Origin of the sequence: Tessaracoccus caeni (genome assembly GCF_029211185.1) — a bacterium.
Classification (GTDB): Bacteria; Actinomycetota; Actinomycetes; order Propionibacteriales; family Propionibacteriaceae; genus Arachnia; species Arachnia caeni.
Genome location: NZ_JARGDO010000030.1, coordinates 1 through 26,688 on the forward strand (window position 1 = coordinate 1; position 26,688 = coordinate 26,688).

The 26,688-nt window shown below is 66.5% G+C and carries 20 protein-coding genes and 1 pseudogene; 14 read left to right on the forward strand and 7 right to left on the reverse strand.

Annotation, left to right across the window (positions count from 1 at the left end; translation table 11 throughout):
• Positions 1 to 243: 243 nt before the first annotated feature.
• From P0D62_RS18155 to P0D62_RS18165, 3 genes are all read right to left on the reverse strand, one after another.
• On the reverse strand, positions 244 to 1,464 hold the full coding sequence (locus P0D62_RS18155) for a phosphotransferase family protein (RefSeq protein WP_275703946.1): 1,221 nt from the start codon (positions 1,462 to 1,464) through the stop codon (positions 244 to 246).
• A 198-nt stretch (positions 1,465 to 1,662) separates the two neighbouring features.
• The gene (valS, locus tag P0D62_RS18160; RefSeq protein ID WP_275703947.1) at positions 1,663 to 4,215 is read right to left on the reverse strand and encodes a valine--tRNA ligase; all 2,553 of its coding nucleotides are present in this window, start codon (positions 4,213 to 4,215) and stop codon (positions 1,663 to 1,665) included.
• A gap of 58 nt (positions 4,216 to 4,273) precedes the next feature.
• Complete coding sequence (locus P0D62_RS18165; protein WP_275703948.1) at positions 4,274 to 5,032, reverse strand: DsbA family protein; 759 nt, start codon at positions 5,030 to 5,032, stop codon at positions 4,274 to 4,276.
• A 188-nt stretch (positions 5,033 to 5,220) separates the two neighbouring features.
• Here P0D62_RS18165 and P0D62_RS18170 point away from each other — a divergent pair, with 188 nt between their 5' ends.
• The 5 genes from P0D62_RS18170 to P0D62_RS18190 are packed head-to-tail and all read left to right on the forward strand — an operon-like array spanning position 5,221 to position 10,358.
• Complete coding sequence (locus tag P0D62_RS18170) at positions 5,221 to 6,561, forward strand: bifunctional folylpolyglutamate synthase/dihydrofolate synthase (protein WP_275703949.1); 1,341 nt, start codon at positions 5,221 to 5,223, stop codon at positions 6,559 to 6,561.
• Positions 6,558 to 6,908, forward strand: coding sequence for a DUF4233 domain-containing protein (locus P0D62_RS18175; RefSeq protein ID WP_275703950.1), 351 nt, complete (start codon positions 6,558 to 6,560; stop codon positions 6,906 to 6,908). Before P0D62_RS18170 ends, P0D62_RS18175 begins: the two co-directional genes overlap by 4 nt.
• On the forward strand, positions 6,905 to 7,306 hold the full coding sequence (gene ndk, locus P0D62_RS18180; RefSeq protein ID WP_275703951.1) for a nucleoside-diphosphate kinase: 402 nt from the start codon (positions 6,905 to 6,907) through the stop codon (positions 7,304 to 7,306). The genes P0D62_RS18175 and ndk overlap by 4 nt, the downstream gene beginning before the upstream one ends.
• Positions 7,307 to 7,353: 47 nt before the next feature.
• Positions 7,354 to 8,361: a CPBP family intramembrane glutamic endopeptidase gene (locus P0D62_RS18185; RefSeq protein WP_275703952.1), complete on the forward strand. Its 1,008-nt coding sequence runs from the start codon at positions 7,354 to 7,356 to the stop codon at positions 8,359 to 8,361.
• Between the two features lie 41 nt (positions 8,362 to 8,402).
• Entirely contained in the window at positions 8,403 to 10,358 is a 1,956-nt protein-coding gene (locus P0D62_RS18190) for a TIGR03960 family B12-binding radical SAM protein (protein ID WP_275703965.1), read from the forward strand.
• On the opposite strand, the gene P0D62_RS18195 is transcribed toward P0D62_RS18190, so the two are convergent.
• Complete coding sequence (locus tag P0D62_RS18195; protein ID WP_275703953.1) at positions 10,351 to 10,749, reverse strand: VanZ family protein; 399 nt, start codon at positions 10,747 to 10,749, stop codon at positions 10,351 to 10,353. The genes P0D62_RS18190 and P0D62_RS18195 overlap by 8 nt on opposite strands.
• A 25-nt stretch (positions 10,750 to 10,774) precedes the next feature.
• Between P0D62_RS18195 and P0D62_RS18200 the strand changes: the two genes are divergently transcribed.
• The 6 genes from P0D62_RS18200 to coaD all read left to right on the forward strand — a co-directional run bounded on the left by P0D62_RS18200 (position 10,775) and on the right by coaD (position 18,016).
• Complete coding sequence (locus tag P0D62_RS18200) at positions 10,775 to 11,467, forward strand: TIGR03936 family radical SAM-associated protein (RefSeq protein WP_275703954.1); 693 nt, start codon at positions 10,775 to 10,777, stop codon at positions 11,465 to 11,467.
• Between the two features lie 219 nt (positions 11,468 to 11,686).
• Complete coding sequence (locus tag P0D62_RS18205; RefSeq protein ID WP_275703955.1) at positions 11,687 to 14,266, forward strand: Rne/Rng family ribonuclease; 2,580 nt, start codon at positions 11,687 to 11,689, stop codon at positions 14,264 to 14,266.
• 186 nt (positions 14,267 to 14,452) lie between these two features.
• Positions 14,453 to 14,638, forward strand: a complete 186-nt coding sequence (gene rpmB / locus P0D62_RS18210) for a 50S ribosomal protein L28 (protein WP_275703956.1) — start codon at positions 14,453 to 14,455, stop codon at positions 14,636 to 14,638.
• Positions 14,639 to 14,724: 86 nt separating this feature from the next.
• Positions 14,725 to 16,926, forward strand: a complete 2,202-nt coding sequence (locus P0D62_RS18215; RefSeq protein WP_275703957.1) for an ATP-dependent DNA helicase RecG — start codon at positions 14,725 to 14,727, stop codon at positions 16,924 to 16,926.
• Positions 16,926 to 17,498 carry a 16S rRNA (guanine(966)-N(2))-methyltransferase RsmD gene (rsmD, locus tag P0D62_RS18220; protein WP_275703958.1) on the forward strand — a complete coding sequence of 191 codons (573 nt, stop codon included), beginning with the start codon at positions 16,926 to 16,928 and terminating at the stop codon, positions 17,496 to 17,498. The genes P0D62_RS18215 and rsmD overlap by 1 nt, the downstream gene beginning before the upstream one ends.
• Before the next feature lie 14 nt (positions 17,499 to 17,512).
• Positions 17,513 to 18,016 carry a pantetheine-phosphate adenylyltransferase gene (gene coaD, locus P0D62_RS18225; RefSeq protein WP_275703959.1) on the forward strand — a complete coding sequence of 168 codons (504 nt, stop codon included), beginning with the start codon at positions 17,513 to 17,515 and terminating at the stop codon, positions 18,014 to 18,016.
• A gap of 691 nt (positions 18,017 to 18,707) precedes the next feature.
• Here coaD and P0D62_RS18230 read toward each other — a convergent pair.
• Positions 18,708 to 19,307, reverse strand: a complete 600-nt coding sequence (locus P0D62_RS18230) for a transposase family protein (RefSeq protein WP_275703960.1) — start codon at positions 19,305 to 19,307, stop codon at positions 18,708 to 18,710.
• Positions 19,308 to 20,513: 1,206 nt separating this feature from the next.
• Between P0D62_RS18230 and P0D62_RS18235 the strand changes: the two genes are divergently transcribed.
• A complete protein-coding gene (locus P0D62_RS18235; protein WP_275703961.1) occupies positions 20,514 to 20,756 on the forward strand; it encodes a hypothetical protein in 243 nt (80 codons plus the stop codon).
• A gap of 560 nt (positions 20,757 to 21,316) precedes the next feature.
• Here P0D62_RS18235 and istB read toward each other — a convergent pair.
• Both istB and P0D62_RS18245 read right to left on the reverse strand, forming a co-directional pair.
• On the reverse strand, positions 21,317 to 21,979 hold the full coding sequence (gene istB / locus P0D62_RS18240) for an IS21-like element helper ATPase IstB (RefSeq protein ID WP_275703962.1): 663 nt from the start codon (positions 21,977 to 21,979) through the stop codon (positions 21,317 to 21,319).
• Positions 21,980 to 22,045: 66 nt separating this feature from the next.
• Positions 22,046 to 23,392 carry an IS256 family transposase gene (locus P0D62_RS18245; RefSeq protein ID WP_275703963.1) on the reverse strand — a complete coding sequence of 449 codons (1,347 nt, stop codon included), beginning with the start codon at positions 23,390 to 23,392 and terminating at the stop codon, positions 22,046 to 22,048.
• Between the two features lie 49 nt (positions 23,393 to 23,441).
• Between P0D62_RS18245 and P0D62_RS18250 the strand changes: the two are divergent.
• Both P0D62_RS18250 and P0D62_RS18255 read left to right on the forward strand, forming a co-directional pair.
• Positions 23,442 to 23,945, forward strand: a pseudogene (locus P0D62_RS18250) (transposase); the annotation flags it as partial.
• Positions 23,946 to 24,600: 655 nt separating this feature from the next.
• Positions 24,601 to 26,544: a beta-glucoside-specific PTS transporter subunit IIABC gene (locus P0D62_RS18255; protein WP_275703964.1), complete on the forward strand. Its 1,944-nt coding sequence runs from the start codon at positions 24,601 to 24,603 to the stop codon at positions 26,542 to 26,544.
• Positions 26,545 to 26,688: the final 144 nt, after the last annotated feature.

Genomic DNA, 26,688 nt, shown 5'->3' on the forward strand with positions numbered 1-26,688 from the left:
CATGATGAAAGATGGCAGTGCAGGCACGAGTACCTCGGGGAAGAAGCGGCGTCAGATACCACCTCTCCTACCGAGACTCGTGCCTGTCCTACGTCACCGACACGCACCTACCTGCGGAATCTCTTACAGCAGGCCCCCTTCGGCGACGTATATGGCGTGATAGGTACACGCCGTGCCAGATAGCCAGTTTTACGCGGGATCTTTCGACGGGTGCTGGGTCGCTGCGCTCCTTCGGCGCGACGCTCAGCGTGTGGCGGCGACGGCCTGGCGCAGGAGCGCGGGCACGTCGGCGAGGTGGTAGACGTGCTCGTCGGGCTCGATGGCATCCACGAAATCCGCGTACTGCACGGCGCCGATCAGGGCAGAGACGGGCTGCAGGAGTTCCGCCGCTCGCGACGGATCGCAACCGGGCAACAGCGCCTGCCACGCTCGGGCGAAATGCGCCGCCGCAACCGCGCGGTCGGCCGCGCCGAGTGCCCTGGTGAATGCGAGTTCGTCTGTCAACGGATGACCTACCGCGCTGTCGCCCCAGTCCAGGATCACGAGGGAGCCGGGGCGGCCGCGCACGTTGCCCGAGTGGAAGTCGCCGTGCACCAAGGTGTTCGGGATCCCGCACGCCTCAAGCTCCGTGATGCGTTCGGGCACTTGGTCTACGAGTCGGCGCAGGTCGTGACGTTCGGAGTGTGTGAGCTTATCGGCGTAGGACTCCGCGACCTCCGCGATGCGCGGGGCGACCGCCGGTAGTCGGCGATCCGGCAGACCGAGCGCGAACAACTCGTCGTCGCGCCCGATCCAGTGCGCCTGCTCGGCGACGAGCAGGTCGATCATCGGAGGCAGGATGCTGCCCGTGGCGTCGTGATGGTCTTCACCCGCGATGTCCGCCAGCAGGATGCGTCCAGGCTCGGCGGCCAGCAGAACCGGGGCGAGCGATGCGCCGACGGCGCGGATGACCGCGCCCTCGTGAGCGAAGAACTCCGGCACGCACTTCAGCCACACCGCGCCAGCGCTCGTCGGTATGCGCCAGATTGCAGAGAGATTCCACGACTTCCGCTGCTCCGCAGAGCCGATGACCTCTACTCCTTGCTCGGTGAGCCGCTCCCTCGCCCACGCGAGCGCCGCAGCGGGTCCGCCCGGCCGAGCCCACGGCTGCCGCAACGGATGCTCCGCCAGCGGGTCACCCGGATGTCCGGTCCAGGGCAACAGGCCGCGCAGCACCGACGCCGGGACGTCGCCTGGCGCCATCACCTCGGCGAGGTAGGTGACCTCGCCTCCCGAGCGTCGGTCCGTCGGACAACCGATCAGGCGCAGCACCGCGATCTCGAGCCCGAAGCGGTCGCGCGCGCCGTCGACGATGTCGCCCACCTCGGGCCACCACGGCACCTCGACCGGAAACGGCGGGAGCGCCCCCAGCATCTGTCCCTCCGTGCACAGGACGAGCTGCACCACGCGCCCGCTACTGTCCATGCGCTCACTCTGGCACATCCTCCTTCTCGCCGCGGGTCCGTGGCCGTTGGCGATGGGCCGAGGTGCGACGAGAGAATAGAGCTACCGCGACCTCCGGTAGCGACCGCTGTTCGGCTGCCGGCTGGGTCTTTTCGAGGCTCAGGCTCCGGGCTCGTTCCTCGCCGGGAGCCTTCGCACCTCAAAGAGCGTGGGGGCAGGTCAGCTGGCGAGCTCCACGTCGACGGACAACGGGTGGTCGGCGTCGGCCCAAGTGATGTCGCCGACGAGGCGGCCCACCGCGCGGAGGTCAGCCTCGACGGCCTGCAGGCGACCGATCGAGGCCGCCGGGCCGGCGAAGGCGGCCTTGACCACCTCGGTCTTCATCGAGACCTTCGCGTTCGACTTGGCGCCGCGCACGGCGATCAGGGCGGCGGCCAGGTCGGCCAGCAGCTCCGGGTTGCCGTCGGCGGGCAGCTCGTCGACGCTCGGCCACGCGGCGCGGTGGATGGAGCCCTCGTGGGTCCAGCTCCACACCTCTTCCGTGGAGTAGGGCATGAACGGCGCCAGCAGGCGCAGCTGCACGTCGAGGGCCAGGGCCAGCGCCGCGCGGGCCGAGGCGTGCTCGGCCTCGGACGAGTGGGTGCCGTAGGCGCGCTCCTTGACGGCCTCCAGGTAGTCGTCGCAGAACGACCAGAAGAAGCTCTCGGCCGCCTCCAGCGCACGCGTGTAGTCGAACTCGTCGAAGGCTGCGGTGGCGGTCTCCACCACGGAGCGCAGGCCGGCGAGCATCGCCAGATCCAGCGGGTTGGTCACCAGCCTGGCGTCGCCCGGCTCTGGGGCGAGGGTCAGCACGAACTTGCCCGCGTTGAGCACCTTCATGGCGAGGCGTCGACCCACCTTCATCTGGGTCTCGTCGAACGGCGAGTCGGTGCCCGGGCGGGCCATGGCGGCGCGCCAGCGCACGGCGTCGGAGCCGAAGCGGTCCAGGATGTCGGTGGGCACCACCACGTTGCCCTTCGACTTGCTCATCTTCTTGCGATCCGGATCGGTCACGAAGCCGGAGATCGTCGCGCGCTTCCACGGCAGCGAGCCGTGCTCGAAGTGCGAGCGCACCACGCGGCTGAACAGCCAGGTGCGGATGATGTCGTGGGCCTGGGGCGCCATGTCCATCGGGAAGGTGAGGTCGAACAGCTCGGGGTCGCGCTCCCAGCCACAGGCCAGCTGCGGCGTGAGCGAGGACGTGGCCCAGGTGTCCATCACGTCCGGATCGGCCATGAAGCCGCCCGGCTGGTTGCGCTGTTCCTCGGAGTAGCCGGCCGGCGCCTCGCTGACCGGATCGACGGGCAGCGACGCCTCGTCGGCCACCAGCGGATGCTCGTAGTCGGGCTCGCCGTCGGCGTCCAACGCGTACCAGACGGGGAAGGGCACGCCGAAGAAGCGCTGGCGCGAGATCAGCCAGTCGCCGTTCAGGCCGCCCACCCAGTTCTCGTAGCGGTGCTTCATGTGCTCCGGCGTCCAGGCGAGTTCCTCGCCGCGCGCCAGCAACGTGGCCTTCAGCTCCTCGTCGCGGCCGCCGTTGGTGATGTACCACTGACGCGTGGCGACGATCTCCAGCGGCTTGTCGCCCTTCTCGAAGAAGTTCGCCTTGCGCATGGTCGCCTTGGGCTCACCGTCCAGGTCGCCGGCGTCGCGCAGGGCGGCGACGGTGGCCTCGCGGGCGGAGAAGGTGGTCTTGCCGGCCAGCGCCTCGTAGGCCTCCGGGTTGGCGATCCACTCGGGGGTCTCGCGCTGCAGGCGGCCATCGCGGCCGATCACCGTGCGGGTGGGCAGGTTGAGCTCGCGCCACCACTGCACGTCGGTGAGGTCGCCGAAGGTACAGCACATCGCGATGCCGGCGCCCTTGTCGGGCTCGGCGGCGTGGTGCGCCAGCACCGGGATCTCCACCCCGAACAGGGGAGAGGTGACGGTGCTGCCGAAGAGATCCTGGTAGCGCTCGTCGTCGGGATGGGCGATCAGGGCACACACGGAGACCAGCAGTTCGGGACGGGTGGTCTCGATGTAGACCGGCTCGCCGTCGGCCTTGTGGAAGGCGACGCGGTAGTAGTGGCCGGGGTAGTCGCGGGCCTCCAGTTCGGCCTGAGCCACGGCGGTCTGGAAGGTCACGTCCCAGAGCGTCGGCGCGTAGCTGAGGTAGGCCTCGCTGCGAGCGTGGTTGCGCAGGAAGGCGCGCTGCGCCACAGCCTGAGCGTCGCTGGAGATAGTGGCGTACAGCGTGTTCCAGTCCACCGACAGACCCAGCTGCTTCCACAGCGCCTCGAAGGCCTGCTCGTCGATGGCGGTCAGCTCGTGGCACAGCTCGACGAAGTTGCGCCGGCTGATCGGCACCTGGCGCTTCGGGTCGGGCTTGGCCGGCGGCTGGAAGTCGGGGTCGTAGGGGATCGACGGGTCGCAACGCACGCCGTAGTAGTTCTGCACGCGGCGCTCGGTGGGCAGCCCGTTATCGTCCCAGCCCATCGGGTAGAACACGCATCTGCCGCGCATCCGCTGGTAGCGCGCGATCGTGTCGGTGTGGGTGTAGCTGAACACGTGCCCGACGTGCAGCGAGCCGGACACCGTGGGCGGCGGCGTGTCGATGCTGAACACCTGCTCGCGCGAGGCCGGCCGGGTGAAGGCGTAGGTGCCCTCGTCCTGCCATACCTGGCCCCACTTGGCCTCCAAACCTTCGAGGGCGGGCTTGGCGGGCAGGGCGGAGCTGTGTTCAGCGGTAGTCATGGAAGGGGATTTTAGCCGCTTCCCGGGTGCTGCCAGAATCGCGAAGAGGAGCGCGACTTCAGCCCTGGTAGGCCTCCGTGATCACCGTCAACACAGACTCCTCTGTGGTGTCGGTGAACTCCACCTTCGTCCCGTCCACGAGATAGGTGGGCGTGCCGGTGACGCCGTCGGCCTGCATGGAGTTCGCCACGCCGTCGACGAAGTCCTGGAAGGCCTTGCCGTCGTAGAGCAGCTGGAACCGCGTCAGGTCTTCTCCGGTGATGCCGGCGGTCTCGGGGAACTCGACGCGCAGTTGCTGCTCGGTGTAGCCGTTGCCGGCGAAGGCGTCGAAGATGGCCTTGTGGTAGGCGTCGTAGTGGCCCACCTCGTCGGCGGCTGCGGCGGCGAGGGCGGCTCGCACGGAGGAATCGTTGCCGATGTTGTTGTCCATGAAGTGCGCCGTGCGGAACTCCGCGGTGATGTCGCCCTTATCGACGAGGCTGGAGATGATGGGGCCGAAAGACTGCTCGTAGCTCGCGCACGCGGGGCACTGGAAGTCCTGGTAGATCACCACGTGCGGGGTGCCGTCGACGGGCTTCTTCGCGTCGGCGAGGATGCCGTAATCCGAGGTGGCATTGGGGGGAGTGAGCTGTTCGGACGCGGCCTGCTGACGCTTGCCGATGGTCTGCGCCACGACGACCACGAGGATCACCACCACCGCCAGGGCGACGGCGCCGAGACCGAAGCCCAGAATGCGACGGTTCTTGGCCGCACGTTCTTCCTGTTCCTGTTGCTGGCGCAGCGCGGCTCGGCGGCTCAAGGATGAGTTGTTGGCCATGTCGACGGGGCTCCTCGGTAGATAGGACGGCGTTAGTTGCTCAACGAACCGCGCGTCGAAATGATTCCGAACTGCCTGAATCTTCAAGAATCCGGGCAGCCGTGCGCAGGGGGTCGCAGGTGAACTTCCGCCGCACACTCTAGTCGGAGCATGGGTTTGCAGATCCCGCGGATAGTCTTAGGCCCATCATGACGAACGACGCCTACGCGCAGCTCACCCAGTCCCTCACCAGCCGTTGGCCGGAGCACAGGGTCGCCCCCAGTCTCAACCGGATCGCCGCTCTGATGGAGCTTCTCGGCGACCCGCAGAACGCGGTGCCGGTGATCCAGGTGGCCGGCACCAACGGCAAGGGCAGCACCGCGATCATGATCGACGCCGTGCTGCGTGCGGCCGGCCTGCGGGTGGGGCGGTTCGCCAGTCCCCACCTCAGCGACGTGCGCGAGCGCATCCACATCGACGGCGAGCCGATCTCCCGCGAGCGCTTCCTTGAGATGTGGCAGGACATCCAGCCCTATGTTGAGATGGTCGACGAGCAGCGCCACGACGGCGTCGCGATGACGTTCTTCGAGGTGATCACCGGCATGGCCTATGCGGCCTTCGCCGACGCGCCCGTCGATGTGGCCGTGATGGAGGTGGGCCTCGGCGGACGCTGGGACGCCACCAGCGTCGCCACCGCGAGTGTCGCCGCCATCGCTCCCATCGGCCTCGACCACACCCACATTCTGGGCAACACCATCCAGGAGATCGCGGGTGAGAAGTCCGGCGTCATCAAGGAGGGCTCGACGGCGGTGCTGGCCGGGCAGGATCCCGCGGCCGCGGCGGTGCTGTTGCAGCGCGCGGTCGAGGTGGGGGCCAAGGTCAAGGCCGAGGGGCCCGACTTCGGGGTGCTGGCGCGCCAGTCGGCAGTCGGGGGGCAGCTGCTGCGCCTGGAGACGGAGGGCGGCCCGGTCGGCGACGTGTTCCTTCCTGTCTACGGCGAGCACATGGCGCGCAACGCCGCCCTGGCGGTGGCCGCCGCCGAGGCCTTCCTCGGTGGGAAGCCGCTCAATCCCGAGATCATCGTCGAGGGCATCGGATCGGTCGAGGCTCCGGCTCGGCTGGAGCGCGTGCGGACCTCCCCGCCGGTGGTGCTGGACACCGCCCACAACCCGCAGGCGGCGCGAGCGACGATCGACGCGCTCAAGGAGTCCTTCGACTTCCGCCCCTTGATCGGCGTCGTGGCGATGATGCAGGACAAGGACGCCCAGCAGGTGCTGGAGATCTTCGCCGAAGAGATGAACCAGGTGGTGATCACGAAGGTCTCGTCCAGCCCGCGCGCCCGCGAGGTGGACGATCTGGCGACGCTCGCCGAGCAGATCTGGCCGGCCGGCCAGGTGCGGCGGGCGCAGAACATGGCCGACGCCCTGGATCTGGCCGTGATGCTCGCGGACACCGCCTCCGAGCAAGCCGGGGTGCTCGTCGCGGGATCGGTGATCGCCGCCGGCGAGGCTCGCGACCTGCTCGTCGCACGCGGAGAGGACGACCGGTGAGGCTGCAACCCCGAAACCCGATGATGAGCGCTCTGATGTCGGTGCTGATCTTCGAGGTGGTCGTGTTCTGGCTGGCCTTCGCCGGCATGGTCCAGATCTCCGGGGTTGCGGTCGGCACCGCGGTGCTGTGGACCTCCGTCGCCTCCCTGCTCGCCATCGTCGCCGTCGGCGGCCTGCGCAAGGGCTGGGGCTTCTACGCCGGCTGGCTGGCCCAAGCGCTGGCCGTCGCCTTGGGTGTGTTGACCCCATGGATGTACGCGATGGGTATTGTGTTCGCATTGATTTGGACGACATCGTTCGTGCTCGGCAAGAGGCTCGAACACCGAAACGAGAAAGCGGAGCAGTGACGCAACACACTTTCGTCATCATCAAGCCCGACGCCGTGGCCGACCACCTTGTGGGCACCATCCTCGCCCGTTACGAGGCCGCCGGGTTGAGCATCGAGGCGATGGACATGCGCACCATCGACGGCGACTTCGCCGACCGCCACTACGCCGCACACCTGGAACGTGACTTCTACCCGCCGCTGCGCGAGTTCATGGTCAGCGGGCCGCTCGTCGCCGTGCGGCTCTCGGGCGACGACGCGATCGCCAAGGTGCGCGAGATCAACGGCGCCACCGACCCCGCGAAGGCCGACGCCGGCACCATCAGGGCCGACTTCGCCACCTCGGTGTGCAACAACTGCGTGCACGCGTCCGACTCCGAGGAATCCGCGGCGGCCGAACTGGCGCTCTGGTTCGGGTAGTCGCCCTGTCCATGGGGACTGTCTGAGGCACCTCGTAGGCTTGTGGTGTGACCGATCGACAGCCCGCCGTCTTTTCCGCGCACCAGCCGCCGCCGGGATACGTGTATCAGCCGGTGCCCAAGAAGGGACCGGCGTTGCCGGTCGAACCCACGCCCTATCACGCCTTCTGGCACACCTCCGGCATCGCCTGGTGGAAGCCGCTGGTGGGGCTGTTGGTGGCGGTGGGCATCCTGGTCGCGGGCATGATCGCGTCGGTCGCGGTGTGGTTCGTGATCGACCTGGGGCTCGGCGTCGATCCGCTTCCTGCGAGTCTTCTCGAGGGCCGGCTCGACGACATCACGCCGGGCCTGTTCCTCAGCAACAACGTGATCCTCGCCACGCTGATCCCGGCCGTCGTGGTGGCGGGGCTGATCGTCGGCCAGAAGGTGGGGTACCTGAACTCCGTCCAGGGCCGGATGCGGTGGGGGTGGCTGGCCACTTGCCTGCTGGTGGCCGCGGTGCCGCTGGCGATCGTGGTGGGTGGGGAGTACGCGCTCGCCTGGTCCGAGCTGGACCTCCAGCAGCGGCCGGAGACGTGGCTCCTCCTGGTGGGAATCCTGCTCACCACACCGCTCCAGGCCGCGGGCGAGGAGTACGCGATGCGCGGCCTGCTTCCTCGGCTGTTCGGTGCGTGGATCGCGGACAGGAGGGCGTCTTTCATCGTCGGCACCGTGGTGTCGTCGTCGATCTTCATGGTCGTGCACGGAGCCACCGATCCCTGGCTGAACGTGCTCTACTTCGCGATCGCCTTGGTCTTCAGCGTGATCACCTGGCGCACCGGCGGTTTGGAGGCCGCCATCGCGCTGCACGTCGCCAACAACCTGCTCGGCATGCTGCTGGTGCCGTGGATCGGAGTGCAGGGTCTTTTCGATCGCTCCGCTGGCGTGGCCGGTCCCGAGGTGTTGATTCAGTTGGCGGCGCTGCTCGTCTCCGCCGCGGTGATCGACGTCCTGGCACGCCGGCGTGGATTGCCCCGCGAGACTGCTCCCGGTGCTCAGGTCGCTGCGCGGCCCTAGAACTGCATCGGGGCACTGGTTATTCTGACGGGGCCATGACTATGACCAATCCCATCGCCGTGCCGGAGCTGTCGATCTACCCGCGTCTGGAGCCGCTGCTCTCGAAGGTCTCCAAGCCCATCCAGTACGTCGGCGGCGAGCCCAACAGCGTCGTCAAGGAGTGGGAGTCCACCGAGGTGCGCTGGTGCTTGTCCTACCCGGATGCCTACGAGGTGGGGCAGCCCAACCAGGGGGTCGCGATCCTCTACGAGATCCTCAACGAGCGCGACTGGATCCTGGCCGAGCGCACTTACACCGTCTGGCCCGACATGGACGCGGCGATGCGGGAGGCGGGGCTGACGCAGTTCACTCTCGACGCGCACCGCCCCGTCAAGGCGTTCGACCTGTTCGGCATCTCGTTCTCCACCGAGCTCGGCTACACCAATCTGCTCTCGATGATCGACCTGGCCGGCATGACGCTGCACGCCGTCGACCGGGGCGACGACGAGCCCCTCGTCATCGCCGGCGGGCATGCCGCCTTCAACCCCGAGCCCATCGCCGACTTCATCGATCTCGCCGTGCTGGGGGACGGAGAAGAGGCCTCGCTGCTGATCTCCGACATCGTGCGCGAATGGAAGCAGGAGGGCCGCCCCGGAGGACGCGAGGGCGTGCTGCTCCGGCTGGCCGAGACCGGTGCGTTCTACGTCCCCCGCTTCTACGATGTCGACTACCTCGACGACGGGCGCATCCAGCGCGTCGCGCCCAATCGGCCCGAGGCGCCCTTCCAGGTACGCAAGCACACCCTGCTCGACCTCGACGAGTGGCCCTATCCCAAGAAGCCCGTCGTTCCGCTGGCTGAGACGGTGCACGAGCGCTACTCTGTCGAGATCTTCCGCGGCTGCACCCGCGGCTGCCGGTTCTGCCAGGCGGGCATGATCACCCGCCCGGTTCGCGAGCGCAGCATCGACACCATCGGCGCCATGGTCGAGGGCGGACTTCGCTCGACCGGCTTGGAGGAGATCGGCCTGCTGTCGCTCTCCAGCGCCGATCATTCGGAGATCGCCGAGGTGACCCGGCAGCTGGCCGACCGCTACGAGGGCTCCAACGTGTCGCTGTCGCTGCCGTCGACGCGGGTGGACGCGTTCAACATCGACCTGGCCAATGAGCTGTCGCGCAACGGCCGCCGCTCCGGCCTCACCTTCGCTCCCGAAGGCGGGTCCGATCGGATGCGCAAGGTGATCAACAAGATGGTCTCCGAGGACGACCTGATCAACACCGTCGCCGCGGCCTTCAGCTCCGGCTGGCGCCAGGTCAAGCTCTATTTCATGTGCGGGCTGCCCACCGAGACCGATGAGGACGTGCTGGCCATCGCGGCTCTGGCCACCCGCGTGATCGAGACTGGCCGCAAGGCCTCAGGCACGCGCGACATCCGCTGCACCGTCTCTATCGGCGGCTTCGTGCCGAAACCTCACACGCCGTTCCAGTGGGCCGCGCAGTGCGACGCCGAGACCATCGATCATCGGCTGATGCTGCTTAAAGACACCATCCGCCAGGATCGCAACTACGGCAAGGCCATCGGGCTGCGCTATCACGACGGCAAGCCCGGCATCATCGAGGGCCTGCTCTCGCGCGGCGACCGTCGCGTCGGCCGGGTCATCGAGCGGGTCTGGCGCGAGGGCGGCAAGTTCGACGGCTGGAGCGAGTACTTCGACTACGAGCGCTGGACCACCGCGGCGAACGAGGAGCTCGCGGCCTTCGGCATCGACCTCGCGTGGTTCACCACCCGTGAGCGCGAGTACGAGGAGGTGCTGCCGTGGGACCACCTGGATGCCGGCCTCGACCGCGATTGGCTATGGGAGGACTGGCAGGACGCGCTGGACGAGGTGGAGGTCGAGGACTGCCGCTGGACGCCGTGCTTCGACTGCGGCGTGTGCCCTCAGATGGGCACCGACATCCAGATCGGTCCGACGGGGCGTACCTTGTTGCCGCTGAGCGTCGTCACAAACGACCTCAGCTGACCCTCTTTCTTCGACTCACCCACGCCGCGGCTGCGACGCCAAGAGCGAGGCCGACGACATCGGCCAGGAGATCCAGCGGGTCGCCGCTGCGGTAAGGCACGAAGCGCCACTGGATCAGTTCGCTGATCGGTGCGTGCAGTGCGAGCAGCAGGATCGGCCACCAGCGTGCCGTGATCCGGCGCAGCAGGAAGGCCGGAACCGCGAAGAGCCCGACGTGCACCAACTTGTCCGACCCATCGGGAAGCAAGAGGTCGAAGAAGCCCGGTTCCGGGCCACCCGGGGTGTAGAGCGCGCAGAGGTGCCCCACTAGCACGAGGGCCAGCACCCAGCCCCTCAGTCGCCAAGGTGCAGCATTCGCCGGTTGCACGGTCTCACTCGTCTGGTTGCTCATCGCCTCCACTCTATGATGGGGCGTCGTGGGAAAGCGTCAACCGGTCCAGCAGCCGCCGCCCGTGCAGAAGGTGCGCTTGCGATACGCCAAGCGAGGGCCCGCGCGGTTCACGTCTCATCGCGACTTCAGCCGGGCCTTGGAACGCGCGCTGCGACGCGCCGACGTGCCGATGGCCTACTCGTCCGGCTTCTCGCCCCATCCCCGGATCTCCTACGCCAATGCGTCGCCCACCGGTGCCGCGTCCGAAGCCGAGTACGTTGAGCTTGGCCTCAGCGCGGCCTGCTCGGCCGAGAAGCTGAGGCTCGCGCTGAACGAGGTGCTGCCGTCGGGCTTCGAGATCGTGGACGCGGCCGACGCGCGCAAGGAGTCGCTGGGGGAACTGCTCCAGGCGTCCGACTGGACGATGGAGATCGAGGCCGGCGACGGCGTGCTGGAGCGCGCGGCGGCAGCCCTGTTGGGCGCCGAGCGGTGCGAGGTCGAGCGGATGACCAAGAACGGTCTGCGCACCTTCGATGTGCGCGCCCAGCTGGTCGCGCTGACGGTTCGCGACCAGCGAACCCTGGAGGTTCGCCTGCAGCATGGGGTGCCCTTGGTTCGCCCCGACGACGTGCTCACCGCGCTGCGGCGATTGGAGCCTGACGTGCCGGAATCCGCGCTGCTGACCCGCATTGCACAGGGCCCGTTGGCCGGCGATCAGATCGGCGATCCGCTGCGGTGAGGCCGTGGCGTCGAGCGCCGAGGATGGGAAGAGACCCCCGGAATTTGCCGGGATGTGCGAGAATAACGATTAGGTCACGGCGCCGCCGGTGCCACGCGACCTGAGAGCTGCACCGCGACGACACACCGACCGCGACTGCTCCGGGACGCCTGATCGTCAGTCTTGAGCACGGCTCGCGCTGTGCCAATCCGCGCGATGAACGCGCAGGTGAGGAGTCGCATGTCCGACATCGAGAACACCCCTGTGGAACCCGAAACCGCCCCGGCCCCGCGTCGTCGTCGGGCCGCCGGGCGCAAGGCCGGTCCGCCTGTCCAGGGCGTCGAGCAGCCTGCGGCCGAGGCCCCCCGCACCCCTGTCACGCAGCTCGCCGCCGAGAGCCCCGCTGTGGTGACCGCCTCCGACACGCCGGTCGACGAGCCCGAGGTCAAGGCGCCGACGCGCCGCCGGGCCACCCGCAAAGCCGCCGCGCCCCAGGTGACCTTCCAGGCTCCCGCCATTGAAGCTGCACCGAAGTCCAAGGCCAAGGAACTGGCCTCCCCGAAGGTGTCTCCCGAACTGGCGGCACCGGCGCCCGCCAAGGAGATCGCATCCGTCGAGCCCGTCACTGAAGTCGCCCAGCCGGCGGCCGCGGAAGCGCCGGAGACCCCTCGTCCCGCACGCCGTCGTTCCTCCACCCGGAAGGCCGCGCCCGCCAAGGCGAGCGGGCCGAAGGGCAGGGGCAGGAAGGAAGACCGTTCCGGCGCAGCCTCCGCGGTGGACGACGAGCTCGAGGCCGCGCTGCGCGCCGCCGAGGAGGCCGCCGCTGCACGTCGCAAGGCAACCACCGATAGCACCCCGGATGCGGCCGATCGCGCCGCTCAGCTCGCCGCGCTTGCCGGCGCCATCGCTGCCGGCGACGATGAGTCCCGCGAGGAAGAATCCAGCGAGGACGTCGACGACGAGACCGCCGAGGACGTCGCCGAGGATCTGGCCGACGAGCCCGACGACGAAGATTCCGATGACGCCGAGGATGCCCAGGGCGACGACGAGAACTCTGACGACGCAGACGACGAGGAGTCGTCCGACGACGATTCGGATGAGGACTCCCAGCCGCGCCGTCGTCGCCGTCGGGGTGGTCGTCGCCGTCGTCGTCCGTCCAAGGAGGGCGACGATCAGGACGCCGACGCTGCCGAGGACACCGCTGAAGAGTCGGAGTCTTCGACGGAGGAGCCTGCTGCCGAGTCCGATTCGGACGCTGAGGAAGGCGATTCGGACGGCGACTCCGGAACCGTGACGCGCCGTCGTCGCCGCCGTCGCCGCCGTGGCGAGGCCGAATCGGGCGAGGGCACGAGCAGCGACGAGATCACCGGCATCGAAGGCTCCACCCGCATGGAGGCCAAGCGCCAGCGCCGCAAGGAGTCCCGCGCGGCCGGGCGCCGTCGTGCCCCCATCCTGAGCGAGGCCGAGTTCCTGGCCCGCCGCGAGTCGGTGGACCGCGCCATGGTGATCCGCCAGGCCGATGAGTACACCCAGCTGGCGGTGGTGGAGGACGGCATCCTCGTCGAGCATTACGTCGACCGCGACTCCGCCACGTCGCTGATCGGCAACATCTACCTGGGTCGCGTGCAGAACGTGCTGCCCAGCATGGAAGCCGCGTTCATCGACATCGGCCGCGGCCGCAACGCCGTGCTCTACGCCGGCGAGGTCGACTGGGATCACTTCGGCGTCACGGGTGAGGGCCGCAAGGTCGAGAACGTGCTCAAGTCGGGCCAGATGGTCCTGGTGCAGGTCACCAAGGATCCGGTCGGCCAGAAGGGCGCCCGGCTCACCAGCCACATCTCGCTGCCCGGCCGCTACGTCGTCTACTCGCCTGGCGGCCACCTGTCCGGCATCTCCCGCAAGCTGCCCGACAACGAGCGCCACCGCCTCCGCGACATCCTCGCCAACGTGATCACCGAGCAGGAGTCCGTCATCGTGCGCACTGCTGCCGAGGGAGCCAGCGAGGAAGAGCTGGTCCGCGACGTGAACCGTCTGAAGGCCCAGTGGGAGGTCATCGAGAAGCGCGTGGCGAAGGGCGGCGGCCCCGCCTCGCTCTACACCGAGCCCGACCTGACGCTGCGCATCGTGCGCGACCTCTTCACCGAAGACTTCGCCACGCTGGTGGTGCAGGGCAACGGCGGACCGGACGACTCGTTCGACGCGATCTCCGCCTACGTGCAGCACGTCGCCCCGCACCTGGCCGAGCGCCTCCAGCGCTTCGAGCCTGCCGAGGACGGCAAGGACGTCTTCGCCAAGTACCGGATCGACGAGCAGATCGCCAAGGCGCTCGACCGCAAGGTCTTCCTGCCCTCCGGTGGTTCGCTGGTTATCGACCGCACCGAGGCCATGACCGTCATCGACGTCAACACCGGCCGGTTCACCGGCTCGGCGGGCAACCTCGAGGCCACTGTCACCAGCAACAACCTGGAGGCGGCCGAGGAGATCGTGCGTCAGCTGCGGTTGCGCGACATCGGCGGCATCATCGTGATCGACTTCATCGACATGGTGCTGCCCAGCAACCGCGAGCTGCTGCTGCGACGCCTCGTCGAGTGCCTCGGTCGCGACCGCACTCGTCACCAGGTGGCCGAGGTCACCAGCCTGGGTCTGGTCCAGCTCACCCGCAAGAAGATCGGCACCGGTCTGGCGGAGGCGTTCACCGAGGAGTGCTCGCATTGCGCGGGCGCCGGCTACCTGAAGTTCGACGAGCCGGTCGACTCCCAGGTGCAGGCCGACGGTGGCGAGCGCCGGGGCGGCCGTCGCGGCGGCAAGAAACGTTCGTAACCTACGCTCTTCGAGGTGCGAGGCCGTCCGCGGCCGAGCCTCGAGGAGAGCGCGGTGACGGCTTTGGTGATTCCGGGCCCGGCACGTTATGATTCTTCGGTTGTCTGCGGCCGGTTCGGTCGGGACAGCCCCTCAAACCGACCAGGCGCGAGATTCGTGTCTGGCATCTGCAACAAGGAGATTCCGATGGCTGCCGTGTGTGACATCTGCGCCAAGGGTCCCAGCTTCGGGCACAACGTGCCTTGGTCGAAGAAGAAGACCAACCGCCGCTGGAACCCCAACATCCAGCGTGTGCGTGCGACCGTGGAGGGTGCTCCCAAGCGCCTCAACGTGTGCACCTCTTGCATCAAGGCCGGCAAGGTCTCTCGCTGACCTCACCTGCCCGATAGGCATTCAACCGGCGGCTCGCTCAGGCGAGCCGCCGGTTGCTGTCTGTGGGGGTCGATAAGGTGAGAAGCATGTGGCGCACCCCCATCTATCGCGAGCTGAATCGTCGCTTGCCCGACGTGGTGGGCGCCAAGACCGCGACGGAACTGCGCAAGCTGGGGTTGGAAACCGTCGACGATCTGGTGCGCCATGTTCCGCGGCGCTACATCGCCGGCACTGAGATGAGTTCCTTCGCCGACCTTGAGGTGGGGGAGGACGTGGCGGTGGTCGCCAAGGTGCGCGGCGTGACAGTGAGACATGGCCGGGCCACCCGGGTCGAGGCCGTCATCACCGACGGCGACCGCAACCTTGGCGTCACCTTCTTCGCTCCCAAGAAGTACCTGGTCGAGGCCTTCGTGAAGGCCCTCAAGCCGGGCGAGCGGGGCATCTTCATCGGTCGGGTGGGAACCTTCCAGCAGGATCTCCAGCTCACGCATCCCAAGTTCGTGATGCTCGACGGGCCGCACGTCCGCGGCAAGAAGGCGGCCGACCGCCAGGTGATGGGCCGTCAGGTGCAGCGCGCCGGGCTGGTGGGCATCTACCCCGCCACCTCCACGCTGCCCACCTGGAACGTCGCCGAAGCGATCGAGCTGGTGCTGCCGGGCCTTCGCCACCTGGGCGACACGCTGCCCACCTGGGTCGTCCAGGCCGCCGGGGTGCCCAGCCTGCAGACAGCGCTGACCGCCGTGCACGAGCCCACCGACGCGCGTGAGGCGGAGGAGGGCATCGAGCGGCTCCGATTCGACGAGGCCTTTGGCATCCAGCTCGCCATGGCGCGGCGTCGGGCCGAGCAGGCCAAGGAACCGGCCACCCCACGTCGCCGCACGGTGGGCGGCATCCTCGACGCCTTCGACGAGCGGCTGCCGTTCCCGCTCACCCGGGGCCAGGTGGCGGTGGGGGAGGAGATCTTCCAGGAGCTCGCCGGTTCGTCTCCCATGCATCGGCTGCTCCAGGGCGACGTGGGCTCCGGTAAAACTATCGTCGCGCTGCGGGCCATGCTCGCGGTGGTCGACAGCGGGGGCCAGGCCGTGCTGCTCGCGCCCACCGAGGTGCTCGCCAAGCAGCACCATGCGACGATCACCGCGCTGCTGGGCGATCTGGCCGACGGCGGCACGCTGGGCGCGCACCCGTCCGCCACCTCCGTCGCGCTGCTCACCGGGAGCGGGTCGGCTGCGGCCAAGCGCGATGCGATGAACCGGATCGTCACCGGCGAGGCGGGCATCGTCGTCGGCACGCACGCCCTGCTCAGCGACCCCGTCGAGTTCTTCGACCTCGGCCTGGTGGTGATCGACGAGCAGCACCGCTTCGGCGTCGAGCAGCGGGCGGCGCTCTCCGCCAAGGCCAGGCAACGGCCCCACACCCTGATCATGACGGCCACTCCCATCCCGCGCTCCATCGCGATGACCGTCTTCGGTGATCTCGATGTCAGCGAGCTGCGCGAGCGCCCCGGCGGCAGGGCCGAGGTGCAGACGGTGCCCGTCAACACCGTCACCCATCCCGCCTGGGTGGAACGCGCCTGGAGCCGGATCCGCGAGGAGGTGGCCCAGGGGAGGCAGGCCTTCGTGGTGTGCCCTGCGATCTCCGGAAAGCAGCTCGAGGTGGGCATGGAGCCCGGGGCCGATCGCACTCCCACCGCGGTGACCGAGCTGTATGAGCAGCTCTCGGGCGGGGCGCTGGCGGGTCTCCGCGTCGGCATGGCGCACGGCAAGCTGCCGACGGCCGAACGCGACGAGACCATGGCGCGCTTCGCCGCCGGCGAGTTGGACGTGCTGGTGGCCACCACGGTGATCGAGGTGGGCGTCGACGTGCCCAACGCGTCGGTGATGGTGGTGGTCGACGCCGATCGCTTCGGCATCTCGCAGCTGCATCAGCTGCGCGGCCGGATCGGGCGCGGGCAATGGCCAGGGCTGTGCCTGCTGCTGGCTCCCATGAAAGAAGAAGAGGACAGCGTCGCCGCACAGCGACTGCGGGCCCTGGCGGCGTCCACTGACGGCTTCGAGCTGGCCGAGCAAGATCTGGTGCTGCGCCGCGAGGGCGACGTGCTGGGCGCCGCGCAGTCGGGCGGATCGTCGCTCAAGCTGCTGCGCGTGCTGGACGACGAGGCCATGATCGGCGCCGCCAAGCAGCTGGCGGAGCGCGTGCTGGCCGATTCGCGGGCCACCGAAGACCCCCTGTTGGCCGATCTCGTGACCCAAGCCGAGCTGTGGGGCAGCGAGTGGGCGGAGAAGAACTGATGGCAAGAATCATCGCGGGCTCGGCCAAGGGCCGCCGGATCGCCGCTCCCAAGGGCGACCGCACCCGTCCCACCACCGATCGGGTGCGTGAGGCGCTGTTCTCCGCGCTCGCGTCGTGGTTCGATACCACCGACGGCGATCCCGCCGAACAGTTGGCCGGGCTATCCGTGCTCGATCTGTGCGCCGGCTCTGGTGCGATCGCGCTGGAGGCCGCCAGTCGCGGTGCGGCGCGGGTGGTCGCCGTCGAGCACGACCGGCAGACAGCGGCTCTGATCGAGGCCAATGCCAAGGACGCCCGGCTGCGCGTCGAGGTGAGGGCGGCGCGGGCCGAGCAGTTCGCCGGCGCGGCGGGGGAGGCCTTCGACCTGGTCTTCCTCGATCCGCCTTACGAGGCCGAGATCGTCGACGATGTGCTGACCGCCCTGGTGACGCATGGCAGGCTGGCGCCCCGGGCGCTGGTGGTGGTGGAGCGCTCGGCGCGGGGTGCGGCGCCGGTATGGCCGGCGGTCTTCACCGACGTGTGGGAACGCGGCTACGGTGAGACGGTGCTGTACTTCGGCGCCACCGACTAGAGCAGGGGAAGAACATGCCAAAGGTGCTGTGTCCGGGATCCTTCGATCCGATCACCGTGGGTCACGTCGACATCATCCGTCGTGCGCATCAGCTGTTCGGCGACGTGGTGGTGGCCGTCGGACGCAACTCCCAGAAGAAGTACCTCTTCGACTTCGACGAGCGCACCGCGCTGGTGCAGGGTGCGCTCTCCGACCTCGAGGGCGTCACCGTCGAGCCCATGTCGGGGCTGCTGGTCGACTTCTGCCGCGAGCGCGGCATCACCGCCGTGGTCAAAGGGCTGCGCTTCGGCGCCGACTTCGACTTCGAGGTGCAGATGGCCCACATGAACCGCGGCCTCACCGGCCTCGAGACCATCCTTCTGCCCGCCGCGCGCGAACACCTCACGCTGAGTTCCACCATCCTGCGCGAGGTGATCAAGCTCGGCGGCGACGTCACCCCCTACGTGCCCGCCAACGTCGCAGAGGCGATCGCCGCCCGCCTCGACGGTGGAAGACCAGCGTGTCAGGACGTCGTGTGAATGTGCTATTGTCAGCGAAGAGGCACCTCGCTGATGAGGGGCCTATCGATATGGAGGGTTTTATGAGAACCTTGTTTCGCGGAGTTGGATCTACCATCGCGGCAATTGTCTTGCTTCTTGGTCCTAGTGTGGTACCGGCTTCTGCTGTCGCTGATCCATGCAATGGGCCATTGTGTGGTTCTGGGACTGTCAATTCTAAAAGCAAGGTTAGTATCACGTTCGGGACCGACTTCAAGAATGTGCCTGATGGAAAACCTGGTGTGCTGGGTGGGATCAAGCTTGCGAAAGGCGCGAAGACTACGACTGTCCAGCCGGGAAAGAAGACTCCCTCGGGTTTTGACTGGGACGCGTTTGAGTTGAAGCCCGGGTACTGCGGATACGCGATCACTCGTAACGGATCACTGTTGGTCGCGTACAATGACACCGGCACGACCAAATGGCGTAAATTCGACGACTTAGGTGTTACCAAGGTTCTGGTTGAAAAGGCTCGTTGCTTGACTAGCATTAGTGATATCAATAAGAAATTGGGTACTAACCTAAAGGGGTAGTGACGCTGAGTCATTAAGGGCGAGGAGCGGTTTACGCCTTTTGTTTGATGTTGTGTCCATGACAATCTCTTCCGACTCGATATGGGCCATAGGCTGGGTCTCCATTAGCTGAAACAGGTCTTAGGGCGTTATTCATGGGTGGTTTACCAGTCGGTTCGGAGTAGTTCTAGTTTAGTCACGATCCGGATGATTCCGGGGAGTTCCGCGATCCGGCCTCGGTAGCCCTTGGAGAGAATTTTCCAGTTCTTCAAGTGAGCGATGCAATGCTCGACGGGTGCCCGTAGCCCGGCGATCGTTCGGTTGAACTCCTTTTCCCAGTCCAAACGCTCCCTGCCAGGAGTCTTCTTGATCGGTGTGATCGCGGTGGTGCCGATATAGGCGGTATCGGCGACCCAGTTCACTGTGTCTTGGTTGAGGATGGTGGCCCAGCCGCACAGCTCGAGTGCTTTCGCGTCGTGGCGGGCGCCGGGGACCGGGTCGGAGACAGCGATCAGTTCCCCGGTAGCGGTGCAGGCGATCTGGATCGATAGGCACTGGACCTTGCGTTTCCCGGAGTAGTTCGCGCTGCCGTGGCCGCTGGCTGGCCGGTTCCCGGTGGGGACGAAGGTACCGTCGACCAGGATCAGGTGGTCTTGATCGATGGCCTCGGTCAGGCTGATGCCGGTGAACACCAGCACGCTCTCCAGCAGGGCGCAGGTTCTGCGGTAGACACGAGAGATCGTGGGCTGCGAGATGCCGTGCATGTCTGCGCCACCATCTGTGACATGTTCTGGCGCAGCAGTAGCAACGTGATCTCGACTTGTTTGTAGAGCCCGAACCGATACCCGCGATACGACATTCCCCGAGCTGTCATGACCTGGTGGATCCTGGTAACGATTTCCAGGATGGTGGTCTTGGGAAGTCCTGTAGTAGACTGGTATCGCATCGGCCGCTTCTTCCAAGAGAACTTTTGTGTGGTAACTTAATTCTCCCGTGAAGTGGTCGATGTTTATTTATGTGACACGCGGTTGGGTGTGATTAATCACCCCGTGATTAACGCCCTTAGTTTGGGCGGGGATCTCTCTGGTGTTGTGTCGATGAAGTAGGGTTACGTTTGGGCGGGAGGATGGGTTCCATGGTGAATAGAACCTCTCCCGCCCTTGTGTTGACGCCGGGTGATTGTGACGAGTTGGAACGCACGTTGCGTTCGGCGAGGTGCCGGCCAGTGCTGCGGTGCGGGCAAGGACCGTGTTGCTGGCCTCTGAAGGGGTAGCGAACCAGATGAACGTGGAACTGGGTGGGGTGTCTCGCCCGACTGTGAGCCTGTGGCCGGGGCTATCAGGAGCGTGGACTCGAACCTGAGTTGCGCGTGTCTAGGCGGTATGAGTGGTCCCTCCGTTGGAGGGTTCCGGGCCCGGGCATGGTCGCAAACACTTGTGGGTTGTCGAGCAGGAGGCGCCTGCGCGGTCAAACTGAGCAGTTGTGGGAGATCCCGATGTTTACAGAGGGGTGTGAGTGCTGGGCTTGGAAGTGCACGCTCGGTCGGTGGCAGCGACAGCGATCGATGGTGTCACGGGTAAGGTGTTCGAGCAGAGGCTGACCCTTGCGTTCGGCGGCGTCCGATCGTGGATCCAGCGGTTGCCTGGGCCGGTGGCGGGGGCCCACGAGGCTGGGCCGACCGGGATTTGGTCTGTGTCGTGAACTGACCGCGGTGGGGGTCAGGTGTGTGGTTGCGGCCCCGTCGAAGCTATAGTGGTGCCGACCGGCTCTGGTGCTCGAGCGGTGCAGGTGATCCGGCGCTACCGGGACAGCAAACCGGTCCTGGATCATATCGGCTCAGCTCACACCGACGAGGAGTTGGCTTTGGTGAGCGCTCGTGCGCAGCGTCTGATCGATGACCGCCAACCGAGGCTGGCCATCGGCGCCGAGGTTGCGATGACGGGTTCGGCAGAGGCGCCGTTAGCGATCTCGTGGGGGAGCGTGCCGGGTATCTGATCGACGCGATCCGGGCCGTTTACCGGGGGTTGGGCTTCGATACCGCCACCGATGGTGATCAGATGTTCGAGCACTTGGTGATGGCCAGGATCGTGCATCCTGGCTCGAAGCTCGACTTGATCGAGACCCTCGCCGAGATCGGTATCCGATCGGCGTCCTATCCAACGATCAAGCGCCGGCTCCCGCTCTACGCGAAGCCAGGTTCCAAGATTGGTTGACAAGGGCCTGCGCGGCGAAAGCGGGCATCGGGCCAGGCATGTTGGTCTTGTATGACGTCACTGTGCGCCATGAGGCGCTTGTTGTTCGGGTGGGGGGTGAGAGATCTGCATCGTGGGCGCCTGTCGTAGCGGGGGCTTGGGAAGCTGGGGCAGTCCAGCTCGGGGAGACGACCGGGTTGGGTGGGAGCAGCCCTGACAAAGCCGTGACGGGCCAGCACTGTCGGATGGTGTGGGCGCGGCGAGCGTTGTTGAAGAGGTATACGCGAGGAACCGGTGTGAGTACCTGTCTTGACGTATTACCGTCCTGAAACCCGACGGATATGGGACGGGCGCGGTGAGTCATCCGCGAGCCAGTGGTTTGGCGGGTGGGCTGCTGCGGGGTGGAGTAATGATCCCGTGGTGGGTCTGGCAGCGAAATGACTACGGCAGTAGCTGCTGGTGGGGCCGCAGGCAGATAGCCGGGTGCCTACTTCGATGAGCGAACAGCAAGGGAACTGTCAACGACGGCTGAAAATTGCCCCCTTTTCGTCGGCGAATACTGACCCCCTGGGGTTGTGTTTCTAGTGGTCGGTTGCCGTGATGGCGGGCGGGGTTGTGAGCAGTTCGCGGTGGGCGCGGGTGCGGTAGGAGTCACCGGTGAGGGTGAGGACTTCGGCGTGGTGGACGAGGCGGTCGATTATTGCCGCTGCGACGATGTCGTCGCTGACGATCTCGCCCCATCGGCCGAATGGCATGTTCGATGTGACGAGGATCGAGCCCTGTTCGTAGCGGGACGCGACGAGTTGGAAGAACAGGTTCGCGGCGTCGGCGTCGAAGGGTAGGTAGCCGACTTCGTCGATGATCAGCAGTCGGTAGCGGCGCGGCCGTTTCAACTCGGTCTCGAGCCGTCCGGCCTGGTGCGCGGTCTGCAGACGGGCGACCCAGCCTGTTGCGGTGTCGAACAGCACTGGGTAGCCGGCGTGGGCGGCTTTGATGCCGAGCCCGATCTCCAGGTGGGTCTTGCTGACCCCGGGAGGGCCGAGCAGGATCACGTTGTCTGCTTTCGTGATCCAGGTCGTCGTCGCCAGGTGCACAAGGATGTCTCGGCGTAGTGAGGGTTGGTGATCGACGTTGAAGTCCTCGAGGGTTTTCACCTGGGGGAAGTGGGCTCCGGCGATGCGTAGGCTCGTGCAGTTGGTTTCCCGGTGGATCTCCAAAGCAGAGGTCGCCGAGACGCCGTTCACCGCGTTCCGTTCACGGAAGAAGACCGAACGAGCCTGTCATTTTTTGTGTAAGTAGGTTCTGGATTTCTAGGTGGTGGGGAAGCGTTCGGGGTAGCGCAGCGCGAGTTCGTTGAGGGCTTTGGTCCAGCCCTGAACAGTGGAGCCCTCGACGAGTCTGGGTGGGGCTTTGCGGGGTTGTCCCTTCGGAGTGCCGGCCTCTTTCGCGCGTTGGCGGGCTCGTTTGTCCTCGATGTTGCGGATCGCGAGCCAGAGCAGCTTCACGACTGCGGCATCGTTGGGGAACTGGCCGTGGTTCTTGATGATCTTGCGGAGCTGATAGTTCAAGGACTCGATGCTGTTGGTGGTGTAGATCACCTTCCTCGTGGCGGGCCCGAAATCGAGGAACGGGATGAACCGGTCCCAGGCATGCTCCCAGGTCGCGACCGCTGCCGGATACTGGCGGCCAAGAGGGCTGGCAGCGAACGCCGCGAGCGCGGTCAGGGCCTGTTCCTCGTCGATCACGGTGTAGATCGGCTTCAACGCCGCAGCCACCGGTTTACGATCGGCGTAGGCGACGAACCGCATCGAGGCCCGGATCAGGTGGACGACGCAGGTTTGCACCATCGCCGCAGGCCAGGTCGCTTCGATCGCTTCGGGGAACCCGGTCAGCCCGTCGCAGCAGACGATCAGCACGTCGCTCAGGCCACGGTTAGCGAGCTGGGCGCATACGCTCGCCCAGAACTTCGCTCCTTCGGTGGCTTGGACCCAGATACCCAGGACGTGCTTGATGCCCTCGGTGTCGACACCCACAGCGATATGGGCGTGACGGTTCACGACCCGGTTCTGGTCACGGACCTTGACTACCAGGGCGTCGAGGTAGATCACCGGGTAGAACGCCCCAGGGGGCGTGTCTGCCATGCGGCGACTTCGTCGGCGACGGCCCCGGTAACGTTGCTGATGGTCTCGTGAGACAGCTCGGTGCCCAGCGTCGCAGCCAAGTGGTGCTGGATGTCGCGGATCATCCATTCCGCCGGCATACAGGCTGATGATCTGGTCTTCGAGTCCGCCAAGCCGACGTTGCCCGGTGGGTACCAGCCTGGACACGAACGACCCGTTCCGGTCCCGGGGGCGCTCCAGCTCGATCGGTCCGACCTCGGTATCGAGGGTCTTCGACGTGGTGCCGTTACGAGAGTTCCCTGAACCTCGGCCAGCAGGGTCGTGTCTGGCGTATCCCAGATGATCGGTCAGCTCGGCTTGCATGCCGCGCTCGAGCACTGCTTTCAGTAGCTCGGGGAGCAGACCGCCTTCGCCCGTGAGCGTGATCCCTCGCTCGCTCGTCGAGGCCAGCAACTGGTCAAGGACCTCGTCACTGATCACCTCACGCCGCAGCTGGCCGGCCTCGCTCACCGGTTTCTCGTTCTTGGTCATGGTCATAGTCAATCTCCTTCAGATCGGCTCGACCTCTTACACAGACCATTTGACACCCCCGACCGAACGGGCCGAAGGCCGTTTGGCGGTGCGGCGGATCCCTGACCTGAACCCGAAGAACCTCGACGCGCCGACGTTGTTCGACATCTATCGGTATCACGGGTTCTTCACCACCACCGACAACACGACGATGGGAACCGTCGCGGCGGACAAGACTCACCGGGCGCACGCGATCATCGAACAGGTCCACGCCGACCTGAAGGGCGGACCCCTGGCTCACCTGCCATCGGGGGTGTTCACCGCGAACAGCGCCTGGCTCGTCCTCGCTGTGATCGCGTTCAACCTCACCCGCGCCGCCGGACTCATCGCCGACCACGCCGGCCGGCTCGCCAAAGCAACAACCTCGACGATCCGCCGCACCCTCATCACCATCCCGGCACGCCTGGCCCGGTCAGCGCGCCGCATCACCCTGCACCTGCCCCAGGCCTGGCCCTGGCAAACCGCGTTCGACCGGCTGTTCACCACCACGCACGCACCACCACAAGCAACAGCCAACTGACAACCGCCGCAACCGCGGTACGACCGAGAACCCAGTGGAACACCCCGGACAGCGAGGCCCGGAACACGCCCCTGCCCACAGCCACTCACCCTGCACCGATCACACCAGACCGCCCCGCCGAAAGCTCATCGGTGAATCGAGGCTTAGGCTACCGCGCTAGTCGGGCCTTCGCGACCCCTTTACGTGCCGCCAAGGTGAGCTCCATCGGCACCGATCGGGCGCGTGCAACCTGGGATAGGTCAACGACTCGCGGCACGTGGGCATCTTGAATGAGTCTGCGACCGCCGAGGTTCCCGGATCCTTGCTTCGACGCTTTCCGATACGCAGTGCGCGGCTTGTCCTCGACATGACGCCTTGCTGCCATCGGGATCTTGCCTTCCACACGGGCAAGCTTCGCGCCTAAAGTATGTGAGGCACCGCCATCACCCTCGCGCTCAAAGAACATGAGGCACGTCGAACGCTTGCCAAAGCCGCACCGCTGGATCTATATTTCGGTCAAGCTTTGGGCCTGTTACTCAATCGTGAGGCAAGAACCCGAGCCGGCATCCCGTGAGGCGCTACGTCGCGTCCTCTGAAAGGTGATGGTGCGCTCGTCAGGTTCGATGGTCGCCCTCTCCGGATGCCGCATCCAGTCACTATCTTTCCGGAGGAAGCAATGGCCGAACCCGTACGTAACTATCCGAAACTAGCGCTCCAGATTCTGGAGAAGGTGGGCGGCGAGAAGAACATCGTCAGCGCCACCCGCTGCGCCACCCGGCTTCGCCTGGTGCTGCGTGAGACCCCAGCCGGCGCCAAGGAGACGGTGGGCGAACTGCCTGGCGTCATCACCGTCGTCGAGAGCGGCGGCCAATTCCAGGTCGTCATCGGTGCCCACGTGGGCGAGGTGCACGAGGCCCTCATGGCCAACACCAACCTCTCCGCTGATGTGGACAACCTCGAGGCGCCGAAGCAGTCGGTGGTCAACCGGCTGATCGCGACGATGTCGGCGGTGTTCGCGCCCTTCGTTTACATCCTGGCCGGTGCAGGCCTCCTGCAGGGCCTCTTGATCTTGATCAAGATGATCCATGAACCCTTCGAGAAGACCGACACTCATGCGATCTTCTCGATGATCTCTTGGTCCCCGTTTGCCTTCTTGCCGATCTTCATCGCTATCACGGCCTCGAAGCACTTCAAGTCCAACACTTTCATCGCGGTGTTCGCGGCTGCAGCCCTCGTAAACCCGGATTGGGCTGCCATGGCCGCCCGGATCGTAAACGGAGAGACCGTTGACCTCTTCGGTATCGCGTTGTCGCCCACCACCTACACCTCGACCGTGATCCCTCCGCTGCTGATGGTGTGGGCGCTGTCGTACATGGAGCGCTTCCTGAACCGTTATTTGAAGGGTGCTTTCCAGGCCCTGCTCGTGCCTTTCATCAGCGTCGTGGTCATTGTGCCACTGACTTTGCTCGTGATCGGCCCGTTGTCGGCTGCCGGAGCGAACGGCATTGCCGCCGGCTACAACTGGCTGGTCGACGTGGCTCCGGTGGTCGCCGCCGCGATCATCGGCGGCATCTGGCAGGTGGCCGTCATCTTCGGCATCCACTGGGGTATTACCCCGGTCGTGCTGGCCAACTTCGAGCTCTACCGCTACGACTCCTTCCAAGCCTTCCAGACCGCGGCCGTGGTCGCCCAGGTGGGAGCAGCCCTCGGTGTGTTCTTCAAGACCCGTAACAAGGAGTTGAAGGGCGTCGCGGGATCGGCTGCCGCAACCGGCGTCTTCGGCATCACCGAGCCCACCATCTACGGTGTGACGCTACGCCTGAAGCGCCCGTTCCTGCTCGCCTGCATCGCGGGCGCTGCGGGTGGCATCGTGATCGCCTTGTTCGGCGCTCGTCAGTATGCTTACGCTGGATTGCCGGGCATGCTGACTATCGTCAATGCCTACAGTCCCGATAACCCAATGTCGCTGCCAGGTGAAATCATCGGCTGCGCCGTGGCCTTCGTTCTCGCGGCGGTCCTGGTCTACGTCGTCGGCTTCGACGATCCGGTCGAGAAGCCGGCCGCCGAGGAGGTCGTCGCCGAGGCCGAGGAGCAGCTGGAGGAGTCGGCTCGCGAGTCCTACACCGCCGCTCTGGCCGCTGCGTCGACCACCGCGATCGTCTCCAGCCCCATGGCCGGACGTGTGCTGTCGATGGCCTCCGTGCCGGATCCCGTCTTCGCCTCTGGCGCGATGGGCAATGGTGTGGCGATCGATCCCACTGAGGGCAAGGTGTACGCGCCGTTCAACGGCAAGGTGTCGATGGTCGCCAAGACCAAGCACGCGCTCGGTCTGATCTCCGAGGACGGCGTCGAACTGCTGATCCACATCGGCATCGACACCGTGAAGCTCGACGGGGCACCCTTCACCGTGCACACGGCGGCCAAGACCGAGATGAAGAAGGGCGACCTGCTGGTCGAGTTCGACATCGCGGCGATCAAGGCGGCGGGCTACTCCACGGTGACCCCGATCATCGTGACGAACTCGAAGAAGTTCGGGCAGGTGCTGCCGACGCCGATCACTGTGGCGCAGCCGGGTGAAGACCTGGTGGCCGCGGTGAAGCTCCCGGTCGCCGCGGGATAGCGGCAGCTTCGTCAGTAGTGTTGGGGGGGGGGGGGGGGGCCCCCCCCCCCCCCACACCAGGCACAAACGGAAGGAACAACCGAACCGGGTGACAAAACCCGGGAGAAGGGCCCGGGGGGGGGGCGGGCCCCCCCCCCCCCCCGG

Bases quoted from the DNA above. Each gene is read 5' to 3' on its own strand.
- P0D62_RS18245 (WP_275703963.1), bottom strand. From the start codon at position 23,392: ATGACCATGACCAAGAACGAGAAACCGGTGAGCGAGGCCGGCCAGCTG.
- P0D62_RS18155 (WP_275703946.1), bottom strand. From the start codon at position 1,464: ATGGACAGTAGCGGGCGCGTGGTGCAGCTCGTCCTGTGCACGGAGGGA.
- valS (WP_275703947.1), bottom strand. From the start codon at position 4,215: ATGACTACCGCTGAACACAGCTCCGCCCTGCCCGCCAAGCCCGCCCTC.
- P0D62_RS18165 (WP_275703948.1), bottom strand. From the start codon at position 5,032: ATGGCCAACAACTCATCCTTGAGCCGCCGAGCCGCGCTGCGCCAGCAA.
- P0D62_RS18255 (WP_275703964.1), top strand. From the start codon at position 24,601: ATGGCCGAACCCGTACGTAACTATCCGAAACTAGCGCTCCAGATTCTG.
- P0D62_RS18230 (WP_275703960.1), bottom strand. From the start codon at position 19,307: ATGCACGGCATCTCGCAGCCCACGATCTCTCGTGTCTACCGCAGAACC.
- P0D62_RS18170 (WP_275703949.1), top strand. From the start codon at position 5,221: ATGACGAACGACGCCTACGCGCAGCTCACCCAGTCCCTCACCAGCCGT.
- P0D62_RS18190 (WP_275703965.1), top strand. From the start codon at position 8,403: ATGACCAATCCCATCGCCGTGCCGGAGCTGTCGATCTACCCGCGTCTG.
- rsmD (WP_275703958.1), top strand. From the start codon at position 16,926: ATGGCAAGAATCATCGCGGGCTCGGCCAAGGGCCGCCGGATCGCCGCT.
- rpmB (WP_275703956.1), top strand. From the start codon at position 14,453: ATGGCTGCCGTGTGTGACATCTGCGCCAAGGGTCCCAGCTTCGGGCAC.
- P0D62_RS18195 (WP_275703953.1), bottom strand. From the start codon at position 10,749: ATGAGCAACCAGACGAGTGAGACCGTGCAACCGGCGAATGCTGCACCT.
- P0D62_RS18215 (WP_275703957.1), top strand. From the start codon at position 14,725: ATGTGGCGCACCCCCATCTATCGCGAGCTGAATCGTCGCTTGCCCGAC.
- coaD (WP_275703959.1), top strand. From the start codon at position 17,513: ATGCCAAAGGTGCTGTGTCCGGGATCCTTCGATCCGATCACCGTGGGT.
- P0D62_RS18205 (WP_275703955.1), top strand. From the start codon at position 11,687: ATGTCCGACATCGAGAACACCCCTGTGGAACCCGAAACCGCCCCGGCC.